This window comes from Streptomonospora arabica (assembly GCF_039531585.1).
GTDB lineage: Bacteria > Actinomycetota > Actinomycetes > Streptosporangiales > Streptosporangiaceae > Streptomonospora > Streptomonospora halophila.
Genome location: NZ_BAAAQI010000026.1, coordinates 1 through 15768, shown reverse-complemented (window position 1 = coordinate 15768; position 15768 = coordinate 1). Strand labels below are relative to the sequence as shown.

Below are 15768 nucleotides of genomic sequence, written 5' to 3'. Positions count from 1 at the left end.
CCGTCCACAGCCGCCGCCCCGCGCGGGCGCCGCGCGCGGCGATCCGCTAGTTTCCGCCCATGCCCGCAATCGCCGACATCGCGCTGGCGCTGGGGCTGGGCGCCGCCGGTGCGGCGCACGGCGCCGCGTCCGGCCGGCTCGTGCCCCTGTTCGCCCGCCACGAGCCCGGCCCCGACGACGACACCCCGCCGCCCCCGCCCGCCTGCCCGCACTGCGGGGCGCCGGTCCCCTTCGTCCCGTGGCTGCCGGCGGTGCGGGTGCGCGGCTACGCCCGCACCGGCGGCTGCCCCGCCTGCGCCCGGCGGATCCCGTCCTCGGCCGCGACGGCCGCCGCGACCGCGCTGCTGTTCGCGGCGGTCGGCGCCACCCAAGGGGCAGCGGGAGCCGCCGCCAACCCGCTGTGGTGCACCGCGCTGCTGTTCTTCTCGGCCGCGGGCGCGGTGCTGGCCGCGATCGACGTCCGCGTGCACCGCCTGCCCAACGCGATCGTGGGCCCCGCCTACCCCGCGGCCGTCCCGCTGGTGCTCGGCGCCGCCGTGTTGGAGCGCGCGGCCCGCAGTCCCGGCCCCTCCGCGCTCACCGGCACCGACCTGCTCGCCGCGGCCTACCCGCTGGGCGGGATGGCGGGCCTGGCCGCCCTCTACTGGCTGCTGTGGTTCATCCACCCCGGCGGCATGGGCTGGGGCGACGTCAAGATCGCCGGGCTCGTCGGCCTCTACCTCGGCTGGGCCGGTCCCGGCGCGGTCGTGGCGGGCACGGTCGCGGCCTTCGCGGCCTCGGCCGCCTACGGCATCGTCCTCCTGGCGCTGCGCCGCGCCACCCGGCGCACCCAGATCCCCTTCGGCCCGTTCATGATCGGCGGCGCGCTGGCCGTGCTGCTGGCGGATGTGCCGGCCGGCACACCGCTCTGACCGCCGCCCGGCGGGCGGGCGACGCGATGTGCCGCGCCCGCTCGGCCCGTGAAATGATCGGGGCATGTTGCGCTGGCTGACCGCGGGGGAGTCCCACGGACCGGCACTCGTCGCGATACTGGAGGGCCTTCCGGCCGGCGTCGCCGTCACCTCGGACGACATCGCCGCCGCGCTGACCCGCCGTCGCGCCGGGTACGGCCGGGGCGCCCGGATGAAGTTCGAACAGGACGAGGTGACCCTGGTCGGGGGCGTCCGCCACGGCCTCACTCAGGGCGGCCCGGTGGCCGTCGAGGTCGCCAACTCCGAGTGGCCCAAGTGGGAGCGGGTGATGTCCGCCGACCCCGTGCCCCCCGAGGAGCTGGAGGGAGTGGCGCGCAACGCGCCGCTGACCCGGCCCCGCCCCGGCCACGCCGACCTGGTGGGCATGCAGAAGTACGGCCACGACGAGGCCCGCCCCGTGCTGGAGCGCGCCAGCGCCCGCGAGACCGCGGCGCGCGTCGCCATCGGCGAGGTCGCCCGCGCGTTCTGCCGCCAGGCCCTGGGCGTCGAGGTGCTCAGCCACGTCGTGTCGATGGGCACCATCAGCGTCCCCGACTCCGTGCAGCCCGAGCCCGGCGACCTGGAGCGCGTCGACGCCGACCCGCTGCGCTGCTTCGACCCCGACACCAGCGCGCGCATGGTCGCCGAGGTCGACGACACCAGGAAGGCCGGCGACACCCTGGGCGGCGTCGTCGAGGTGCTCGCCTACGGCCTGCCGCCGGGGCTGGGCAGCCACGTGCACTGGGACCGCCGCCTGGACTCCCGGCTGGCCGGCGCCCTGATGGGCGTCCAGGCCATCAAGGGAGTCGAGATCGGCGACGGGTTCCGCACCGCCGCCCGGCGCGGATCGGCCGCCCACGACGAGATCGAGCCCGGCCCCGGCGGCGTGCGCCGCCGCAGCAACCGCGCGGGCGGCGTCGAAGGCGGCATGACCACCGGCGATCCGCTGCGGGTGCGCGCGGCCATGAAGCCCATCGCGACCGTCCCGCGCGCGCTGGACACCGTCGACGTGGCCACCGGCGAGCCGGCCCGGGCCCACCACCAGCGCAGCGACGTCACGGCGGTGCCGGCGGCGGGCGTGGTGGCCGAGGCCATGGTCGCGCTGGTGCTGGCCGAGGCCGCCGTGGAGAAGTTCGGCGGCGACTCCCTGGCCGAGACCGCCCGCAACGCCCGCGCCTACCTGGATACGCTGGAGATCCCCTAGAAAGCGCGCACGGCCGGGTGCGGCGGGCCCGGTCGACGACAACCGAGGAGACACCGATGAGCACACCGGTCGCGGTCCTGATCGGCTCGCCGGGCGCGGGCAAGACCACGGTCGGCCGGGCCCTGGCCGAGCGGCTGGGCGTGGACCTGCTCGACACCGACGCCGAGGTCGAGGCGCGCGCCGGCAAGTCCGTGGGCGACGTGTTCGTCGAGGACGGCGAGCCCGCCTTCCGCGCGCTGGAGCGCGAGATCGTGGCCGAGGCCCTGGCCTCCTGGGCCGGTGTGGTCGCGCTGGGCGGCGGCGCGGTCCTCGACCCCGGCACCTCCGCCGATCTGGACCGCCACCACGTGGTCTACCTGCAGGTGGAGTTCGCCGACGCCGCCAAGCGGGTCGGCTTGGACACCCCGCGCCCGCTGCTGGCCGGCAACCCCCGCACCCGGCTGCGCAAGCTGCTGGAGGAGCGGCTGCCCGTCTACGAGGGCCTGGCGCGGGCGACCGTGCCCACCAGCGGATACCACCCCGAGGAGGTCGTCGACGCCATCGTCGAGGGGCTGCCCCGTCACCGGGAGGGCATCCGATGAGCGCCACCCGCATCCGCGTCGGCGGTGCCGACCCCTACGACGTCGTGGTGGGCCGCGGGGTCTTCGCCGAGCTGCCCGCGCTGGTGGGCGAGCGGGCCGAGCAGGTCGCGGTCGTCCACCCCGAGGGCCTGGGCGAGCTGGCCCGTCCCGCGCTGACCGCGCTGGGTGCGGCCGGCTGCAGCGTCCACCCGCTGGCCGTGCCCGACGGCGAGGCCGCCAAGACCGCCGAGGTCGCCGCCGGGCTGTGGAGCCGGCTGGGACAGGCCGGGTTCACCCGCAGCGACGCCGTGGTGGGCGTGGGCGGCGGCGCGGTGACCGACCTGGCCGGGTTCGTCGCCGCTACCTGGCTGCGCGGCGTGCGCAGCGTCCTGGTGCCCACGACCCTGCTGGGCATGGTCGACGCCGCCGTGGGCGGCAAGACCGGCATCAACACCGCCGAGGGCAAGAACCTCGTCGGGGCCTTCCACCCGCCCTCCGGTGTGCTGTGCGACCTGGACACCCTCGCCGGCCTGCCCGCGGCCGACTACATCGGCGGCCTGGCCGAGGTGGTCAAGGCCGGGTTCATCGCCGACCCCGCCATCCTCGACCTCGTCGAGGCCGACCCCGAGGGGGCCGCCCGGCCCGACGGTCGCCACACCCGCGAGCTCATCGAGCGCGCCGTCTTCGTCAAGGCCGAGGTCGTCTCGGGCGACCTGCGCGAGAGCGGCCGCCGCGAGATCCTCAACTACGGGCACACCCTCGGCCACGCCGTCGAACGGGCCGAGGACTACACGTTCCGGCACGGCTACGCCGTGGCCGTGGGCATGGTCTTCGCCGCCGAGCTGGCGCGCCTGGACGGGCGCGTCGACGCCGCCCTGGTCGAACGGCACCGCAAGATCCTCGCCTCGGTCGGGCTGCCCACCGCCTACTCCGGCGCACCCTGGCCCGAGCTGCGGCGCGCCATGCGCGTCGACAAGAAGGCCCGCGGCGCCACGTTGCGCTTCATCGTGCTCGACGCGCTCGCCGAGCCCGCGGTGCTGTCCGGCCCCGCCCCCGAGCTGCTGGACGCGGCCTACGCCGCGATCGGCACCTGAGACCTGCGGGCCAGTGTGAACGCCCGCACCGGTGAAACCCACTAGACTGCGGTGACGACGGCGCAGGCCGCCCCGCGCGGCCGCGCTGCGGGCGCCCGCCCGCCACCGACCGAGCCCGACCCTCTGGAGAGACGACCCAAGTGGCCTCGACGAACGACCTCAAGAACGGCACGACGCTGAAGCTCGACGGCGGCGAACTCTGGAACGTCGTGGAGTTCCAGCACGTCAAGCCCGGCAAGGGCGGAGCGTTCGTCCGCACCAAGCTGAAGAACGTCACCTCGGGAAAGGTCGTCGACAAGACCTTCAACGCCGGCGCCAAGGTCGAGATCGCCAATGTGGACCGCCGTGAGATGCAGTACCTCTACAGCGACGGCGAGTCCTACATCTTCATGGACACCGAGACCTACGACCAGCTGCCCGTCGACGCCAAGGTGGTCAGCAAGAACGCCGACTACCTGCTGGAGAGCGCCGTGGTCACCGTCGCGGTGAACGAGGGCGCCCCGCTCTACGTCGAGCTGCCCGCCGCGGTGGAGGTCGAGATCACCCAGACCGACCCCGGCGTGCAGGGCGACCGCTCCACCGGCGGCACCAAGCCCGCCACCATCGAGACCGGCGCGGTCATCCAGGTTCCGCTGTTCATCACCACGGGCGAGCGCGTGAAGGTCGACACCCGCACCGGCGACTACCTCGGCCGCGTCAACTGATGGCGCCGACCGCGATCGGTATCCGGGGCCCGCGGGCGGAGCAGCGATGAGCAGTGGCGGAGGCGCGCGGCGCAAGGCGCGCAGACGCGCTGTGGAGATCCTCTACGAGGCCGAGGTCCGCGGCACCCCGGTCGAGGACGTCGTCGAGCGCCGCCGCGCCCAGACCGAGCCGCCGATCAACGAGTTCACCGTGCAGCTGGCCTTCGCCGTCGACGAGCGCCGCGAACGCCTCGACGCCCTGCTCGACGACTACGCGATCGACTGGTCGCTGGAGCGCATGCCGGTGGTCGACCGCAACATCCTGCGGATGGGCGCCTACGAGCTGCTGTGGGCCGAGGACATCCCCGACGGCGTCGCGATCTCCGAGGCGGTCGCCGTGGCGCGGCAGCTCTCCACCGACGAGTCCCCGTCCTTCATCAACGGCCTGCTCTCGCGGCTGATGGAGAACAAGGCCCAGCTCGCGCCCTGACCGGCGCCGCCGGTCGGCGGGCATTCGACCAGCAAGCAGAAGGGGAGCCGGTGTTGAGCGACAAGCCCCACGGCGGCACCGTCCCGAGCGACCCCGGCGCGGGCTCCGGCCCGCACCGCGCCGCCAGCGCAGCCCGCACCGAGGTCGTCTGGCAGGTGCTGCGCGCCGCCCTGGCGGAGCAGGAGCCCGCCGGCAGCGACGGCCTGGACATCGTCGACGCCGGCGGCGGCACCGGCGGCGCGGCCGTCCCGCTCGCAGGGCTCGGCCACCGCGTCACCGTGGTCGACCCCAGCCCCGACTCGCTGGCGGCCCTGGAGCGCCGCGCCGCCGAGGCCGGTGTGCGCGTGCGCGCGCTGCAAGGCGAGACCGGCGACCTGGCGCAGCTGCTGCCCGAGTCCCACGCGCACCTGGTGCTGATGCACAACGTGCTGGAGTACGTCGAGGAGCCGGCGGCCGCCCTGGCCGACGTCGCCGCGCTCACCCGGCCCGGCGGCGCCGTCAGCGTGCTGGCCACCAACGCCCTGGCCGGGGTGCTGCACCGGGCGCTCGCCGGCCACCTGGCCGACGCCCGCCACCTGCTCGACGACCCCGAGGGCCGCTGGGGCAGCGGCGACCCCATGCCGCGGCGCTTCACCGCCGACCGGCTCGTCGGCCTCGCCGAGCGGGCCGGGCTGGGCCGCGCCGACATCCGCGGTGTGCGGGTCTTCGCCGATCTGCTGCCCGGGCGGGTGCTCGACGGCGAGCACGGGATCGGCGAGCAGCTGCTGGAACTGGAGAAGGCGGCCGCTGTGCACCCGGCGCTGTCGGGGATCGCCACCCAGATCCACTTGCTGGCCCGCAAGCCGCTGTGACGCGGCCGGGGAGCGGGGCCGCTGGCGCGGCCCGCGCCGGCGGCGGCACACTGGTGGCATGAGCCGACGCCAGCTCGAGCGCGGTCAGGCGCTTCGCGGGATGATCGGGCCCGGCGGGGTCGAGCCGCTGCCGGAGGACGACAGCGAGGACACCGCCGGCTGCACCGTCCTGCACATCGACATGGACGCGTTCTTCGCCGGCGTCGAGCGGCTGGTGCACCCCGAGACCCGCGGCAAGCCCATCATCGTCGGCGGCACCGGGCCGCGCGGCGTGGTCTCCTCGGCCGACTACATCGCCCGCTCCTACGGCGTGCACTCGGCCATGCCCATGGTGCGCGCGCTGCGGCTGTGTCCCGACGCGATGGTCTTCCCGCCCGACGGCGCCCACTACAAGCGGGTCTCCGAGGCGGTCATGGACATCCTGCTGGCGGTGACGCCCGAGGTCGAGCGCGTCTCGCTGGACGAGGCCTACCTGGACGTCTCCGGTGCCCGGCGCCGCCTCGGCGGCCCGGTGCGCATCGCCGAGGAGATCCGCCGCCGGGTGCGCGACGAGCAGAGCCTGACCTGCTCGGTGGGCGCCGCGCCCAGCAAGCTGGTGGCCAAGCTCGCCTCCACCCGCTGCAAGCCCGACGGCCTGCTGGCGGTGCCCCCCGACCGGGTGACCGCGTTCCTGCACCCGCTGCCGGTGGGCGCGCTGTCGGGCGTGGGGGACAAGACCGAGCAGACCCTGGCCCGGCTGGGCCTGCGCACGGTGGGCGACCTGGCGCGCGTCTCGGCGGCCACCCTGCGCGGCGAGTTCGGGACGGCGCTGGGCGACCGCCTGGCCGCCCTCGCCCAGGGGCGCGACGAGAGCCCGGTCGTGCCGTCCTCTCCCGACAAGAGCATCGGCGCCGAGGAGACCTTCCCCCGCGACGTCGACGACCCCGAGGTCATCCGGCGGGAGCTGCTGCGGCTGTCGGAGAAGGTCGCCCGGCGGATGCGGGCCGGCGGGCACGTGGGCCGCACGGTCGTGGTGAAGCTGCGCCGGGCCGACTTCACCACCATCACCCGCTCGCGCACCCTGGCCGAGTCCACCGACGTCGCGCACGAGATCAGCGCCGCCGCGCGCGAGCTCTACGCCGCAGCGGGCCTGGAGCGGGTGCGGCTGCGGCTGGTGGGGGTGCGCATGGAGGGGCTGGCGCCGGTCGCAGAAGCCCACCGCCAGCTCAGCCTGGACGAGCCCGAGACCGGCTGGCGCGAGGCCGAACAGGCCATGGACGCGGTCACGCGGCGGTTCGGGGCGGGGGCCATCCGACCGGCGGCCTTGGCCAAGCGTGAGGAGGATGACGTATAGTACTGCAACTTTCGGATGGTTGAATCCGTTATAGGGGCGGGGATGCCGGGCCGGCCCGACCGGTCGGCGGCGTCCCGCGGTAGTGCAGGGGACGGCAGAAGGGCGAGCGCAGCCGTGTTGCGGTTAGACGGTGAGGGTAATGTGGCCCATGTGGGCCAGCTGCACGCTCATCTTTTCTTTTCAGTAGGCGCTAAGGCGCCTTATTCTGGGCATACCACTGAACAACGGCCTGTTGGTCAGCACACCTCACCCCACGCAGGGACTGTCATTGGGAGGCGCCGTGCCGCTCTCTGAACACGAGCAGCGTATGCTCGACCAGATCGAGCAGGCGCTGTACGCCGAGGATCCGAAGTTCGCCAACACCGTGAGCAAGACGAACCCGGCCGTGCACTACAAGCGATCGATCGTGCAGGCCTCGATCGGGTTCGTCGTCGGGATCTCGCTCCTCATGGGCGGCGCGATCCTCCAGCAGGTCATCGTCGGCGTCATCGGCTTCATCGTCATGCTGGCCTGCCTGCTGTGGGGCCTGTCCGCCTGGCGGCGCGTCGCCGGCGGCGGAGGCGAGGCCCAGGCTCAGGCCCAGGCGCAGCAGCCGCAGGGCAAGTCCGCCGAGCCCAAACAGCGCAAGCGCCAGCAGCGCCCCGGGATGATGCACCGCTTCGAGGAGCGGTGGCGCCGCCGCCAGGAGGGCGGCGACAAGTAGCCCTCGCACCGCGGCCGGCTCCCGGCCGCGCGCGAGCGCCCGTACACGAGAACGCGTCCACCGGCCCCGACCGGCGGGCGCGTTCTCGTGTACGCACCCGGGACGGCCGCCGAGGACCGCGGTCCCGAGGACCGCCCCCGCACCGGGCCCGCCGGCGCCTCAGCCCGCCGCGGTGCCGGGCCGCTGGGCGCGCGGCGCCTCCGGCGCGCCCAGCGGCGCGGGAAGCAGCGAGCCGGGCAGCAGGCTCGCCCGCAGCGCGGCACCGCGCCCGCGGGACGCCCGCAGCGCTGAGCGCACCAGCCGGCTGTCGTCGGAGGGCGAGCCCTCCTGGCGGAACTCCGGTGCGTAGTGGGCGCTCTCCTCGGCCATCGCCAGGCGCCACAGCGCCGCCTCGGCCGCGGGGCCCGGCCCGTGGTCGGCGGCGAGCCGCCCCGCCACCGCACGCGGCGACTCGGCCGGGCTCCAAAAAAGGCCCAGGTCGCGGCAGTCGTCGCGCAGTTCCCGCCACGCGGCGCGGGCGCGCCGGGCGGGTGTGCCCGCGCGGACCCACCGCGTGCGCCGCACCAGGACCCGCGCCAGCCCGGGGACCGCCGCGACGGCCAGCAGCGCGGGGACCAGCGCCGCCCACCACCATCCGGCGCCCCGGCCCTCGCCGGGACCGCCGCCGGATCCGCTCTCGTCCTCCTCGGTCGGCTCCGGGCTGTCCGAGGACGCGGTGGGCTCCTCCTGCTCCTGGGGCGCCGACGGCGCCGCATCGGCGCCCGGCCGGCCCGCCTGCGCACCGGGGCCCGCACCGCCCTGCGGCGCCGAGGGGACGGTGTCGGCGTAGTCGGGAACGGTGGCGGTGCCCTGGCCGCCGGAGGAGGCGGGCGTGGGCTCGAACCGCAGCCACCCGGCGCCCTCGAAGTACAGTTCGGGCCAGGCGTGGGCGTCGGACTCGGTGACCTCCCACGAGTCGCCGCCGGTCCGGGTGCCGGCGGTGTAGCCGATGGCCACGCGCGCGGGGATGCCCGCCTGCCGCGCCAGCAGCGCCATCGCGCCCGCGAACTGCTCGCAGTAGCCCACCCGGCTCTCGAACAGGAAGTAGCTCAGCGGGTCCTCGCCCTCCGGGATGGAGGGCGGGCTGAGGTCGTAGTCGAACCGGCCCGCGGCGCTGAACCAGTCCTGCAGCGCCACGGCCTTCTCGTGGGCGGTGCCGGCTCGGGCGGTGATCGACTCGGCCAGCTCCGCGGTGCGCTCGTCGACGCCGTCGGGGACCTCCAGGTAGCGCTCGTCCAGGTCGCTTCCCGGGGGCAGGTCCGCGGCCAGCGTGTCGGGGTCGGGCTCGTTCACCAGGCTGGTGACCTCGTAGCTGTCGCCCCGGGCGGGGGCGCCGGTGGTGAAGACCATCAGGGTCTCGGGGTCGGCGTACCACTCGCCGGCGGCCGACAGCTCCCGCGCCGGATAGGGCATCGGCAGGAAGTCGGCTTCGAAGCGGTCGGCGAGGGCGACCTCGGTGGTGACCCGCCGGCTGTCGATCCGGCTCTGGCCGGGCGGGGAGGGCAGCAGCTCGTCGCCGAGGTCGCCGTCGCCCTCGGCGCGCAGCCGCGACATGGTCCAGGTCTGGCCGTCGAAGGCGTCCAGCGCGTACATGCGCAGGTAGTCCGGCCGTTCGGCGTCGGTCTCGTAGCTCAGCACCGGCCGGTCGGAGGTGGAGGTCAGGTCCCGGCGCAGGCTGACCAGGGGGTGGGTCGTGGTGATGGTCTCGCCGCCGAGCCGCGTGCCGTCGGCCAGCGCGTACAGCGAGCTCGACGTCAGCCCGGGCACGGCCGGCGGGACGAGCAGCGCCAGCGCCACGGCGGCCGCGGCGACCCCGGCCGTGGCGGCGATGTGCTGGACGCCGCCCAGCACCGGCGCGGCGGTGTCGTGGTCGGGGCGCACGGCGATCCCCCAGCCGGACCCGCGCACCCAGCCGTCCACCGCCAGCACGCCCACGTAGCCCACCGCGGCGCAGGCGAAGGCGGCGCCGTCCACGCCCTGGTCGTCCACCAGCAGCGGCACCAGTAGCAGACCCGCCAGGGGCAGCGCCATCACGGCGGCCGCCCGCGCGGTCACCGCCAGGAAGTCGGAGACGATCGCCAGCAGCGCCATCGCGGCGGCGATCACCAGCGCAAGGGCCGGGGTCGCCGGGATGGGCGTGGTCTCCGTGCCGATCTGCGCCCGGCCCTCGGTGAACACGGCGACCAGCTCGCCCAGCGCCGAGGGGATGGGCACGAAGCCCAGCGGAGCCGCGTAGGACACGAACGAGGCGGTCAGCACGGCCAGCGCCACGGCGGCCTGCAGGATCGGGATCACGACCACGGTCAGCCGAGCGGCGCGCAGGACCAGTCCGGTCAGGGCGCAGGCGACCACCACGGCGGCCGAGGGCCCCCACCAGGAGCCGCCCGAGATCAGCGGCGCCAGCGCGGGCAGCGCGAGCAGCAGCGCGGCGGCGGTCGCCACGGTCAGCGCGGCCTTTGCGATCATCGTGTGCCGGCGGTCCCCTGACCGGTCCGCCGGCGGCGGTGGCGGGGGTGTGCGCCGTTCCTCCTAACCGGGGAGTCGGTTCGTGCGGGGGACGGGCGCGGCACCGCCGCCCGGCGCCGGGCGCAAACCGGCGCAGCGGGCGTGGGCGCGTCCGCGGGCTGCGGTCGCTTCGGCCGCCGGCGTGCTCCGCTCACCGGCCGACCGCCCCGGCGCGGCCCGGCACCGCCGAGCCCCACGCCTGCGGCAGGTCCTCCACCGAGCCGATCTCGGCCGCGAGCCAGCCCGCCTCGCGCAGCGCGTCGGCCGAGCGCCGCGCGGAGTCGGGATCGGACCAGGCGGCGCGGGTGCACAGCAGCGCGACGCACGTGTGCCGGCCCCGGCCGCCCGGGAGCCGGGAGAGCGCGTCGATGTCGTCGGCCGAGAGCGCGCCCAGGACCGCGACCAGCAGTCCTTGGCCGCTGACGTGGGAGCCGGCGATCGCCTCGGCGGCGCCGGCGAGGCCGGTGGCGGAGGAGGGCGGGGCCACCGCCAGGGCGTCGAGCACGTCCGCCCCGGTCGCGGCGGCGACCTCGCCGCTGTCGGTGTGCAGCCGCATCTCGTGCCCGCGCCCGAGCAGGTGCAGAGCCGCGGACGCGGCGGCGCTGACCACGGCCTCCTGTGAGGAGTCGGGCCCCGCGCCGGCGTGGGCGGCCGCGCGCAGGTCGGTCAGCACGGCGCTGCGGTCGCTGAGCCGGTGCTCCTCGCGGCGGACCATCAGCTCCCCGTGGCGGGCGGTGCTGCGCCAGTGCACCCGGCGCATGTCGTCGCCGTGCCGGTAGCCGCGCGGTACCGGGTCGTTGTCCGTACCGCCGGCAAGCGAGCGCGCCGCGCTGTCGCCGTCCTCGGCGGTTCCGCCGGGCACCGGAACGTGGGGCAGGGCCACGACGGGCGGGGTGACCAGCAGGGTCATCGGGCCGCCGACGGAGCGCCGCCGCCGCAGGCAGTTCAGCGGGTCGGTGAAGGACAGGGCCAGCGGCCCGACGGGGTAGGAGCCGCGGATCTCGGGACGCACCCGGTAGGTCACATCGCGCACCGCGCGCGGTCCGAGGAAGCCGATGTTGAACCGCGGAGCCTGGCCCAGCTGGAACGGCAGGTCGTCGTGCACCAGCAGGCCGCCGACCGGCAGCGCGGTCGAGGCGTTGGCCACGCGCACCAGTACGCGCGCGTCGGCGCCCGCGGGGGTGCGGGCCGGCTGGAGCGCCCGGCTGTGCACCACGCGGCCGGGCGCGCCCCACAACGTCAGCGAGGTCAGCAGCGGGAGCGCGAACACCAGCACGCCGAAGCCCACCAGGTCGCGCTCGCCGATGACCAGGCCGCTGACGATCAGCGCGCCCCCGCCGCTGAGCAGTCCCCAGCCGCGGACGGTGAAGGCCGGCAGCAGTCTCACGCGCGCTCTCCGGGCTCAGCGCGGACTGGGGATGGGCAGGCGGGCGACGATCTCGGAGACGACCTGCTCGGGCGAGCGCCGCTCCATGCGCGCCTCGGGGCTGGGCAGCAGCCGGTGCGCGAGCACCGGCACCGCCAGGGCCTGCAGGTCGTCGGGCACGACATAGTGGCGCCCCTCCAGCGCGGCGTAGGCGCGCGCGGCCCGGACGAGGTGGATCGTGGCGCGCGGCGAGGCGCCCAGCCGCAGCGCCGAGGAGGTGCGGGTGGCCGTGACCAGGTCGACGGCGTAGCGCCGTACGCCCGGGGCGACGTGGATGCCCTTGACCCGGTCGACCATGGCGCGTACGTCGGCGGCCGTGGCCACCGGCTCCAGCCGGTCCAGCGGCGAGTCCGAGCTGTGGGCGTCGATCATGTCCAGCTCGGCCTGCGGCGCGGGGTAGCCCACGGCGATGCGGGCCGTGAACCGGTCGCGCTGGGCCTCGGGCAGGGGATAGGTGCCCTCCATGTCGGAGGGGTTCTGCGTGGCCACCACCATGAAGGGCCGCTCCAGCTGACGGGTCTCGCCGTCGACGCTGACCTGCATCTCCTCCATGCACTCCAGCAGGGCGGACTGGGTCTTGGGCGAGGCGCGGTTGATCTCGTCGCCCAGCACGATGTTGGCGAAGACGGGGCCCGGGTTGAACTCGAACTCGTGCCGGTCCTGGTGGTAGACGCTGACGCCGGTGATGTCGGCCGGCAGCAGGTCCGGTGTGAACTGCACCCGCTGCACCGAGCAGTCGACCGCCCGGCCCAGTGCCTTGGCCAGCATCGTCTTGCCGACGCCCGGAATGTCCTCGATGAGCAGGTGGCCCTCGGCGAGCAGGACGGTCAGCGCGATCCGTACGACGTCGGGTTTGCCCTCGATCACGGTCTGGACGGCGTCGCGGATCCGTTCCGCGACGGCGATGACGCCGTCGTCGCCGTCCGGGATCCCGTCTCCCTGTGTGTTCTGCCGCGTGCCCAGTGACACGTGTCCCCTCTCGACAGGAGCCGGAGCCGATGGAATCGAGGCTAGAGCCAAAGTCGGCGAAAGCAAATCAAATCCCAAAAACGGCGGGCGCCCGCGTGCCGAGCGCTGTGTCACACGCGCCACCGCGCGTGTGGGGCGCGGTGGCGCGCCCGCCGCGGGGCGCCCCGGGCGCTCCACTCCGCTCCACCCGCATTGACCTGCGCTTTCTCGCGGCGGTCTGTGCCGCGGCGGCGATTGAAACTGTTGACCGTGGGGAAGAGTGGAGTACAGTGGAGCATCGTGGAGCAGGAGACTGCTCTGCCGGGGGCTTGGGAGGTGGGCCTTGTTTCTGGGGACCCACGAACCGCGCCTCGACGAGAAGGGACGCCTGTTCCTTCCGGCGAAGTACCGCGACGAACTGTCGGGGGGACTGGTGATCACGAAGGGACAGGAGCGCTGCCTCTACGTCTTTCCTTTGGACGAGTTCCAGCGCATCACCGAGGCCCTCCGCTCGGCGCCGGTCACCGCCAAGGCGGTCCGCGACTACAGCCGGGTGTTCTTCGCCAGCGCCTCCGACGAGGTTCCCGACAAGCAGGGGCGCATCACGGTTCCCGCCGGCCTGCGCGCCTACGCCGGCCTGGAACGCGACTGTGTCGTCATCGGGGCCAACACGCGCCTGGAGATCTGGGACTCCGCGGCGTGGGCCCGTTACGAAGCCGACCAGGAGCAGGCATTCGCGGATCTGTCGGAGGAGGTGTTGCCGGGGGTGCTGTGACTTCGCGCGACCGCGGTGCCGGCCTCGACACCCGCGCACACCGGTCCGCCGAGCCACGCCGACCACGTCCTGTCCGGACCCAGGCCTTCAGGCGCGAGCCGCAGTCAGCTGACGCATCTTCCCCGGCGCCAGGTGGCGGCCGCGCAGCAGCGCGGCCAGCAGGCCACGCGCCTGGAGGCTCGGCCGGACGGTCGCGGGCGAGTGCGCCGTGAGGCCGCGCTAGCAGCTGCCGGACGCACGGTCGGCACCGGCGGCAACGCCGGAAGGCCGGAAGCAGGAGACGACGGAGCCGACCACGGTCGGGCCGACTCCGCTCGCGGCCGATGCCCCGCAGGGGAGCGCGGAGGCACCGGCGGCGGGGGAGCGGCCCGCGGCCGCCGCGGGACATCGGGGGAGCGTCCGCGGACGGCCGGCCGCACGCGGCGGCACGGGGCGGTCAGTGAGGAGGGGGCACTGTGCTCATGGCAGACACCGGCGGCCGACCCGGTGCGGGACACACGCCGGTCATGCTCGACCGCATCGTCGAACTGCTCTCGCCCGCCCTGAGCGAGCCCGGGGCCGTCCTCGTCGACGGCACCCTCGGCCTGGGCGGGCACGCCGCCGCCCTCCTCGACGCGCACCCCCGGCTCCGCCTCGTCGGCGTCGACCGCGACACCACGGCCCTGGAGCGCAGCCGCACCCGGCTCGCGCCCTTCGGCGACCGGGTCGAGCTCGCCCACGCCGAGTACGACGACATCCCCGCCGTCCTCGACGGCCTGGGCATCCGCGAGGTCCAGGCCGTGCTGCTCGACCTGGGCGTGTCCTCGCCGCAGCTCGACGAGTCCGAGCGCGGCTTCGCCTACTCCCACGACGCCCCGCTGGACATGCGCATGGACCGTACCCAGGGGCGCACCGCGGCCGACGTCCTCAACACCTACTCGGTCGCCGAGCTCACGCGCATCCTGCGCGAGTACGGCGAGGAGCGCTTCGCCGGGCGCATCGCCCAGGCCGTCGCGCGCCGCCGCGCCGCCGCGCCGCTGGACTCGACGCGCGACCTGGCCGAGCTGGTGCGCGATGCCATCCCCGCGGCCACCCGGCGCACCGGCGGCAACCCCGCCAAGCGCACCTTCCAGGCCCTGCGCATCGAGGTCAACGCCGAGCTGGAGATCCTCGCCCGCGCGCTGCCGGACGCCGTCGACCGCGTCGCCGTGGGCGGGCGCATCGCCGTGCTCTCCTACCACTCGCTGGAGGACCGCATCACCAAGCGGACCCTCAGCGGGCTCGCCACCGACACCACACCCCAGGACCTTCCGGTTCCGCTGCCCGACCACCGCCCCCAGTTGCGGCTGCTGACCCGGGGGTCCGAATCCCCCGCCGACGAGGAGAACGAAGCCAATCCGCGCGCGGCCTCGGCGCGACTGCGCGCCGCCGAGCGCGTCCGCCGGCCGTGAGCACGTCCGCGGCGGAGGCGGTCGGCCGGCCGCGGACCCAGCGGGAGACACAGCGGGGAGGACCACGATGAGCAGCGCCACCGAGGAGAGCGCACGGACCCGGAAGGCCGCCGAGGCCCCTCCGGCGCGTCGGACCGTGCCGCGCACCGCGCCGGCCCGCCGCCGCAGCGCGCCCGCCGTTGCGCGGCCCGCCCCGCGCGCGCCGCGCATGCCCTTCGTGCTGCTGGTGATCGGCCTGCTCAGCGGTGCGCTGATCAGCCTGCTGGCGCTGCGCACCGTGCTGGTGGCCGACGCCTTCACCATCTCCGAGCTCCAGACGAGCAACGAGCGGCTCGCCCATCGGGAGGAGGCGCTGCGCGAGGAGGTCGTGCGCCTGGAGTCCTCCGAGCGCATCGCCGAGGAGGCCGAGGAGATGGGAATGCGGCCCGGCGAGGCCCCCCTCTTCCTGGACCTGGACGAGCGCCGCGTCACCGGCGACGACGGCGGTGCCGACTCCGGACTGCCCGGTACCGGCGCCCAGCCCGAGGCGGGCTCGGAGTGAGCCCGGTGCGCCCCCGCCGCGCAGGACGCCCGCAATCGCGGCCCGCCCGGCCCGACGGCCGGCACAGACGCCGTCCCGCCGCTCCGTGCAGCGGGAGGCGCAGGTGAGCTCCTCCCGCGACGGCCGCTCCCGCGACCCGCGCGGCGCCAGCGCCGCCCCGCGGTCCGGCGGGCCCGCCCCGCGCGCTCGCCCGTCCCGTCCGCGGGGCGGCGATCCCGGCCGCACCCCGCGCGAGG

15 protein-coding genes are annotated in these 15768 nt (G+C 75.5%); 12 read left to right on the top strand and 3 right to left on the bottom strand.

Annotated elements, in window-relative coordinates; translation table 11 throughout:
- Window positions 1-59: 59 nt before the first annotated feature.
- The 9 genes from ABD284_RS24500 to ABD284_RS24460 all read left to right on the top strand — a co-directional run bounded on the left by ABD284_RS24500 (window position 60) and on the right by ABD284_RS24460 (window position 7868).
- On the top strand, window positions 60-911 hold the full coding sequence (locus ABD284_RS24500) for a prepilin peptidase (RefSeq protein ID WP_344148383.1): 852 nt from the start codon (window positions 60-62) through the stop codon (window positions 909-911).
- A gap of 64 nt (window positions 912-975) precedes the next feature.
- Entirely contained in the window at window positions 976-2154 is a 1179-nt protein-coding gene (gene aroC, locus ABD284_RS24495) for a chorismate synthase (RefSeq protein WP_344148380.1), read from the top strand.
- A gap of 56 nt (window positions 2155-2210) precedes the next feature.
- Entirely contained in the window at window positions 2211-2735 is a 525-nt protein-coding gene (locus ABD284_RS24490; protein ID WP_344148377.1) for a shikimate kinase, read from the top strand.
- On the top strand, window positions 2732-3808 hold the full coding sequence (gene aroB / locus ABD284_RS24485) for a 3-dehydroquinate synthase (RefSeq protein WP_344148374.1): 1077 nt from the start codon (window positions 2732-2734) through the stop codon (window positions 3806-3808). Before ABD284_RS24490 ends, aroB begins: the two co-directional genes overlap by 4 nt.
- A 140-nt stretch (window positions 3809-3948) precedes the next feature.
- Window positions 3949-4512 carry an elongation factor P gene (gene efp / locus ABD284_RS24480; RefSeq protein WP_344148371.1) on the top strand — a complete coding sequence of 188 codons (564 nt, stop codon included), beginning with the start codon at window positions 3949-3951 and terminating at the stop codon, window positions 4510-4512.
- A 46-nt stretch (window positions 4513-4558) separates the two neighbouring features.
- Window positions 4559-4981, top strand: a complete 423-nt coding sequence (gene nusB / locus ABD284_RS24475; RefSeq protein WP_344148368.1) for a transcription antitermination factor NusB — start codon at window positions 4559-4561, stop codon at window positions 4979-4981.
- A 53-nt stretch (window positions 4982-5034) separates the two neighbouring features.
- On the top strand, window positions 5035-5832 hold the full coding sequence (locus ABD284_RS24470; RefSeq protein WP_344148365.1) for a methyltransferase: 798 nt from the start codon (window positions 5035-5037) through the stop codon (window positions 5830-5832).
- A 58-nt stretch (window positions 5833-5890) separates the two neighbouring features.
- Window positions 5891-7165 carry a DNA polymerase IV gene (gene dinB, locus ABD284_RS24465; RefSeq protein WP_344148362.1) on the top strand — a complete coding sequence of 425 codons (1275 nt, stop codon included), beginning with the start codon at window positions 5891-5893 and terminating at the stop codon, window positions 7163-7165.
- 280 nt (window positions 7166-7445) lie between these two features.
- On the top strand, window positions 7446-7868 hold the full coding sequence (locus tag ABD284_RS24460; RefSeq protein ID WP_344148359.1) for a DUF3040 domain-containing protein: 423 nt from the start codon (window positions 7446-7448) through the stop codon (window positions 7866-7868).
- 159 nt (window positions 7869-8027) lie between these two features.
- On the opposite strand, the gene ABD284_RS24455 is transcribed toward ABD284_RS24460, so the two are convergent.
- The 3 genes from ABD284_RS24455 to ABD284_RS24445 form a co-directional block, all read right to left on the bottom strand.
- Window positions 8028-10373 (bottom strand): transglutaminase TgpA family protein, encoded by a 2346-nt coding sequence (locus tag ABD284_RS24455; protein WP_344148356.1) that lies wholly within the window; start codon window positions 10371-10373, stop codon window positions 8028-8030.
- Between the two features lie 190 nt (window positions 10374-10563).
- Complete coding sequence (locus tag ABD284_RS24450; RefSeq protein WP_344148353.1) at window positions 10564-11799, bottom strand: DUF58 domain-containing protein; 1236 nt, start codon at window positions 11797-11799, stop codon at window positions 10564-10566.
- Window positions 11800-11814: 15 nt separating this feature from the next.
- Complete coding sequence (locus ABD284_RS24445) at window positions 11815-12807, bottom strand: AAA family ATPase (protein ID WP_344148350.1); 993 nt, start codon at window positions 12805-12807, stop codon at window positions 11815-11817.
- 322 nt (window positions 12808-13129) lie between these two features.
- On the opposite strand from ABD284_RS24445, the gene mraZ reads away from it, so the two are divergent.
- The 3 genes from mraZ (at window position 13130) to ftsL (ending at window position 15532) form a co-directional block, all read left to right on the top strand.
- The gene (gene mraZ / locus ABD284_RS24440; RefSeq protein ID WP_344148347.1) at window positions 13130-13561 is read left to right on the top strand and encodes a division/cell wall cluster transcriptional repressor MraZ; all 432 of its coding nucleotides are present in this window, start codon (window positions 13130-13132) and stop codon (window positions 13559-13561) included.
- Window positions 13562-14022: 461 nt separating this feature from the next.
- Window positions 14023-14991 carry a 16S rRNA (cytosine(1402)-N(4))-methyltransferase RsmH gene (gene rsmH / locus ABD284_RS24435; protein ID WP_344148471.1) on the top strand — a complete coding sequence of 323 codons (969 nt, stop codon included), beginning with the start codon at window positions 14023-14025 and terminating at the stop codon, window positions 14989-14991.
- A gap of 67 nt (window positions 14992-15058) precedes the next feature.
- Window positions 15059-15532, top strand: a complete 474-nt coding sequence (ftsL, locus tag ABD284_RS24430) for a cell division protein FtsL (RefSeq protein ID WP_344148344.1) — start codon at window positions 15059-15061, stop codon at window positions 15530-15532.
- Window positions 15533-15768: the final 236 nt, after the last annotated feature.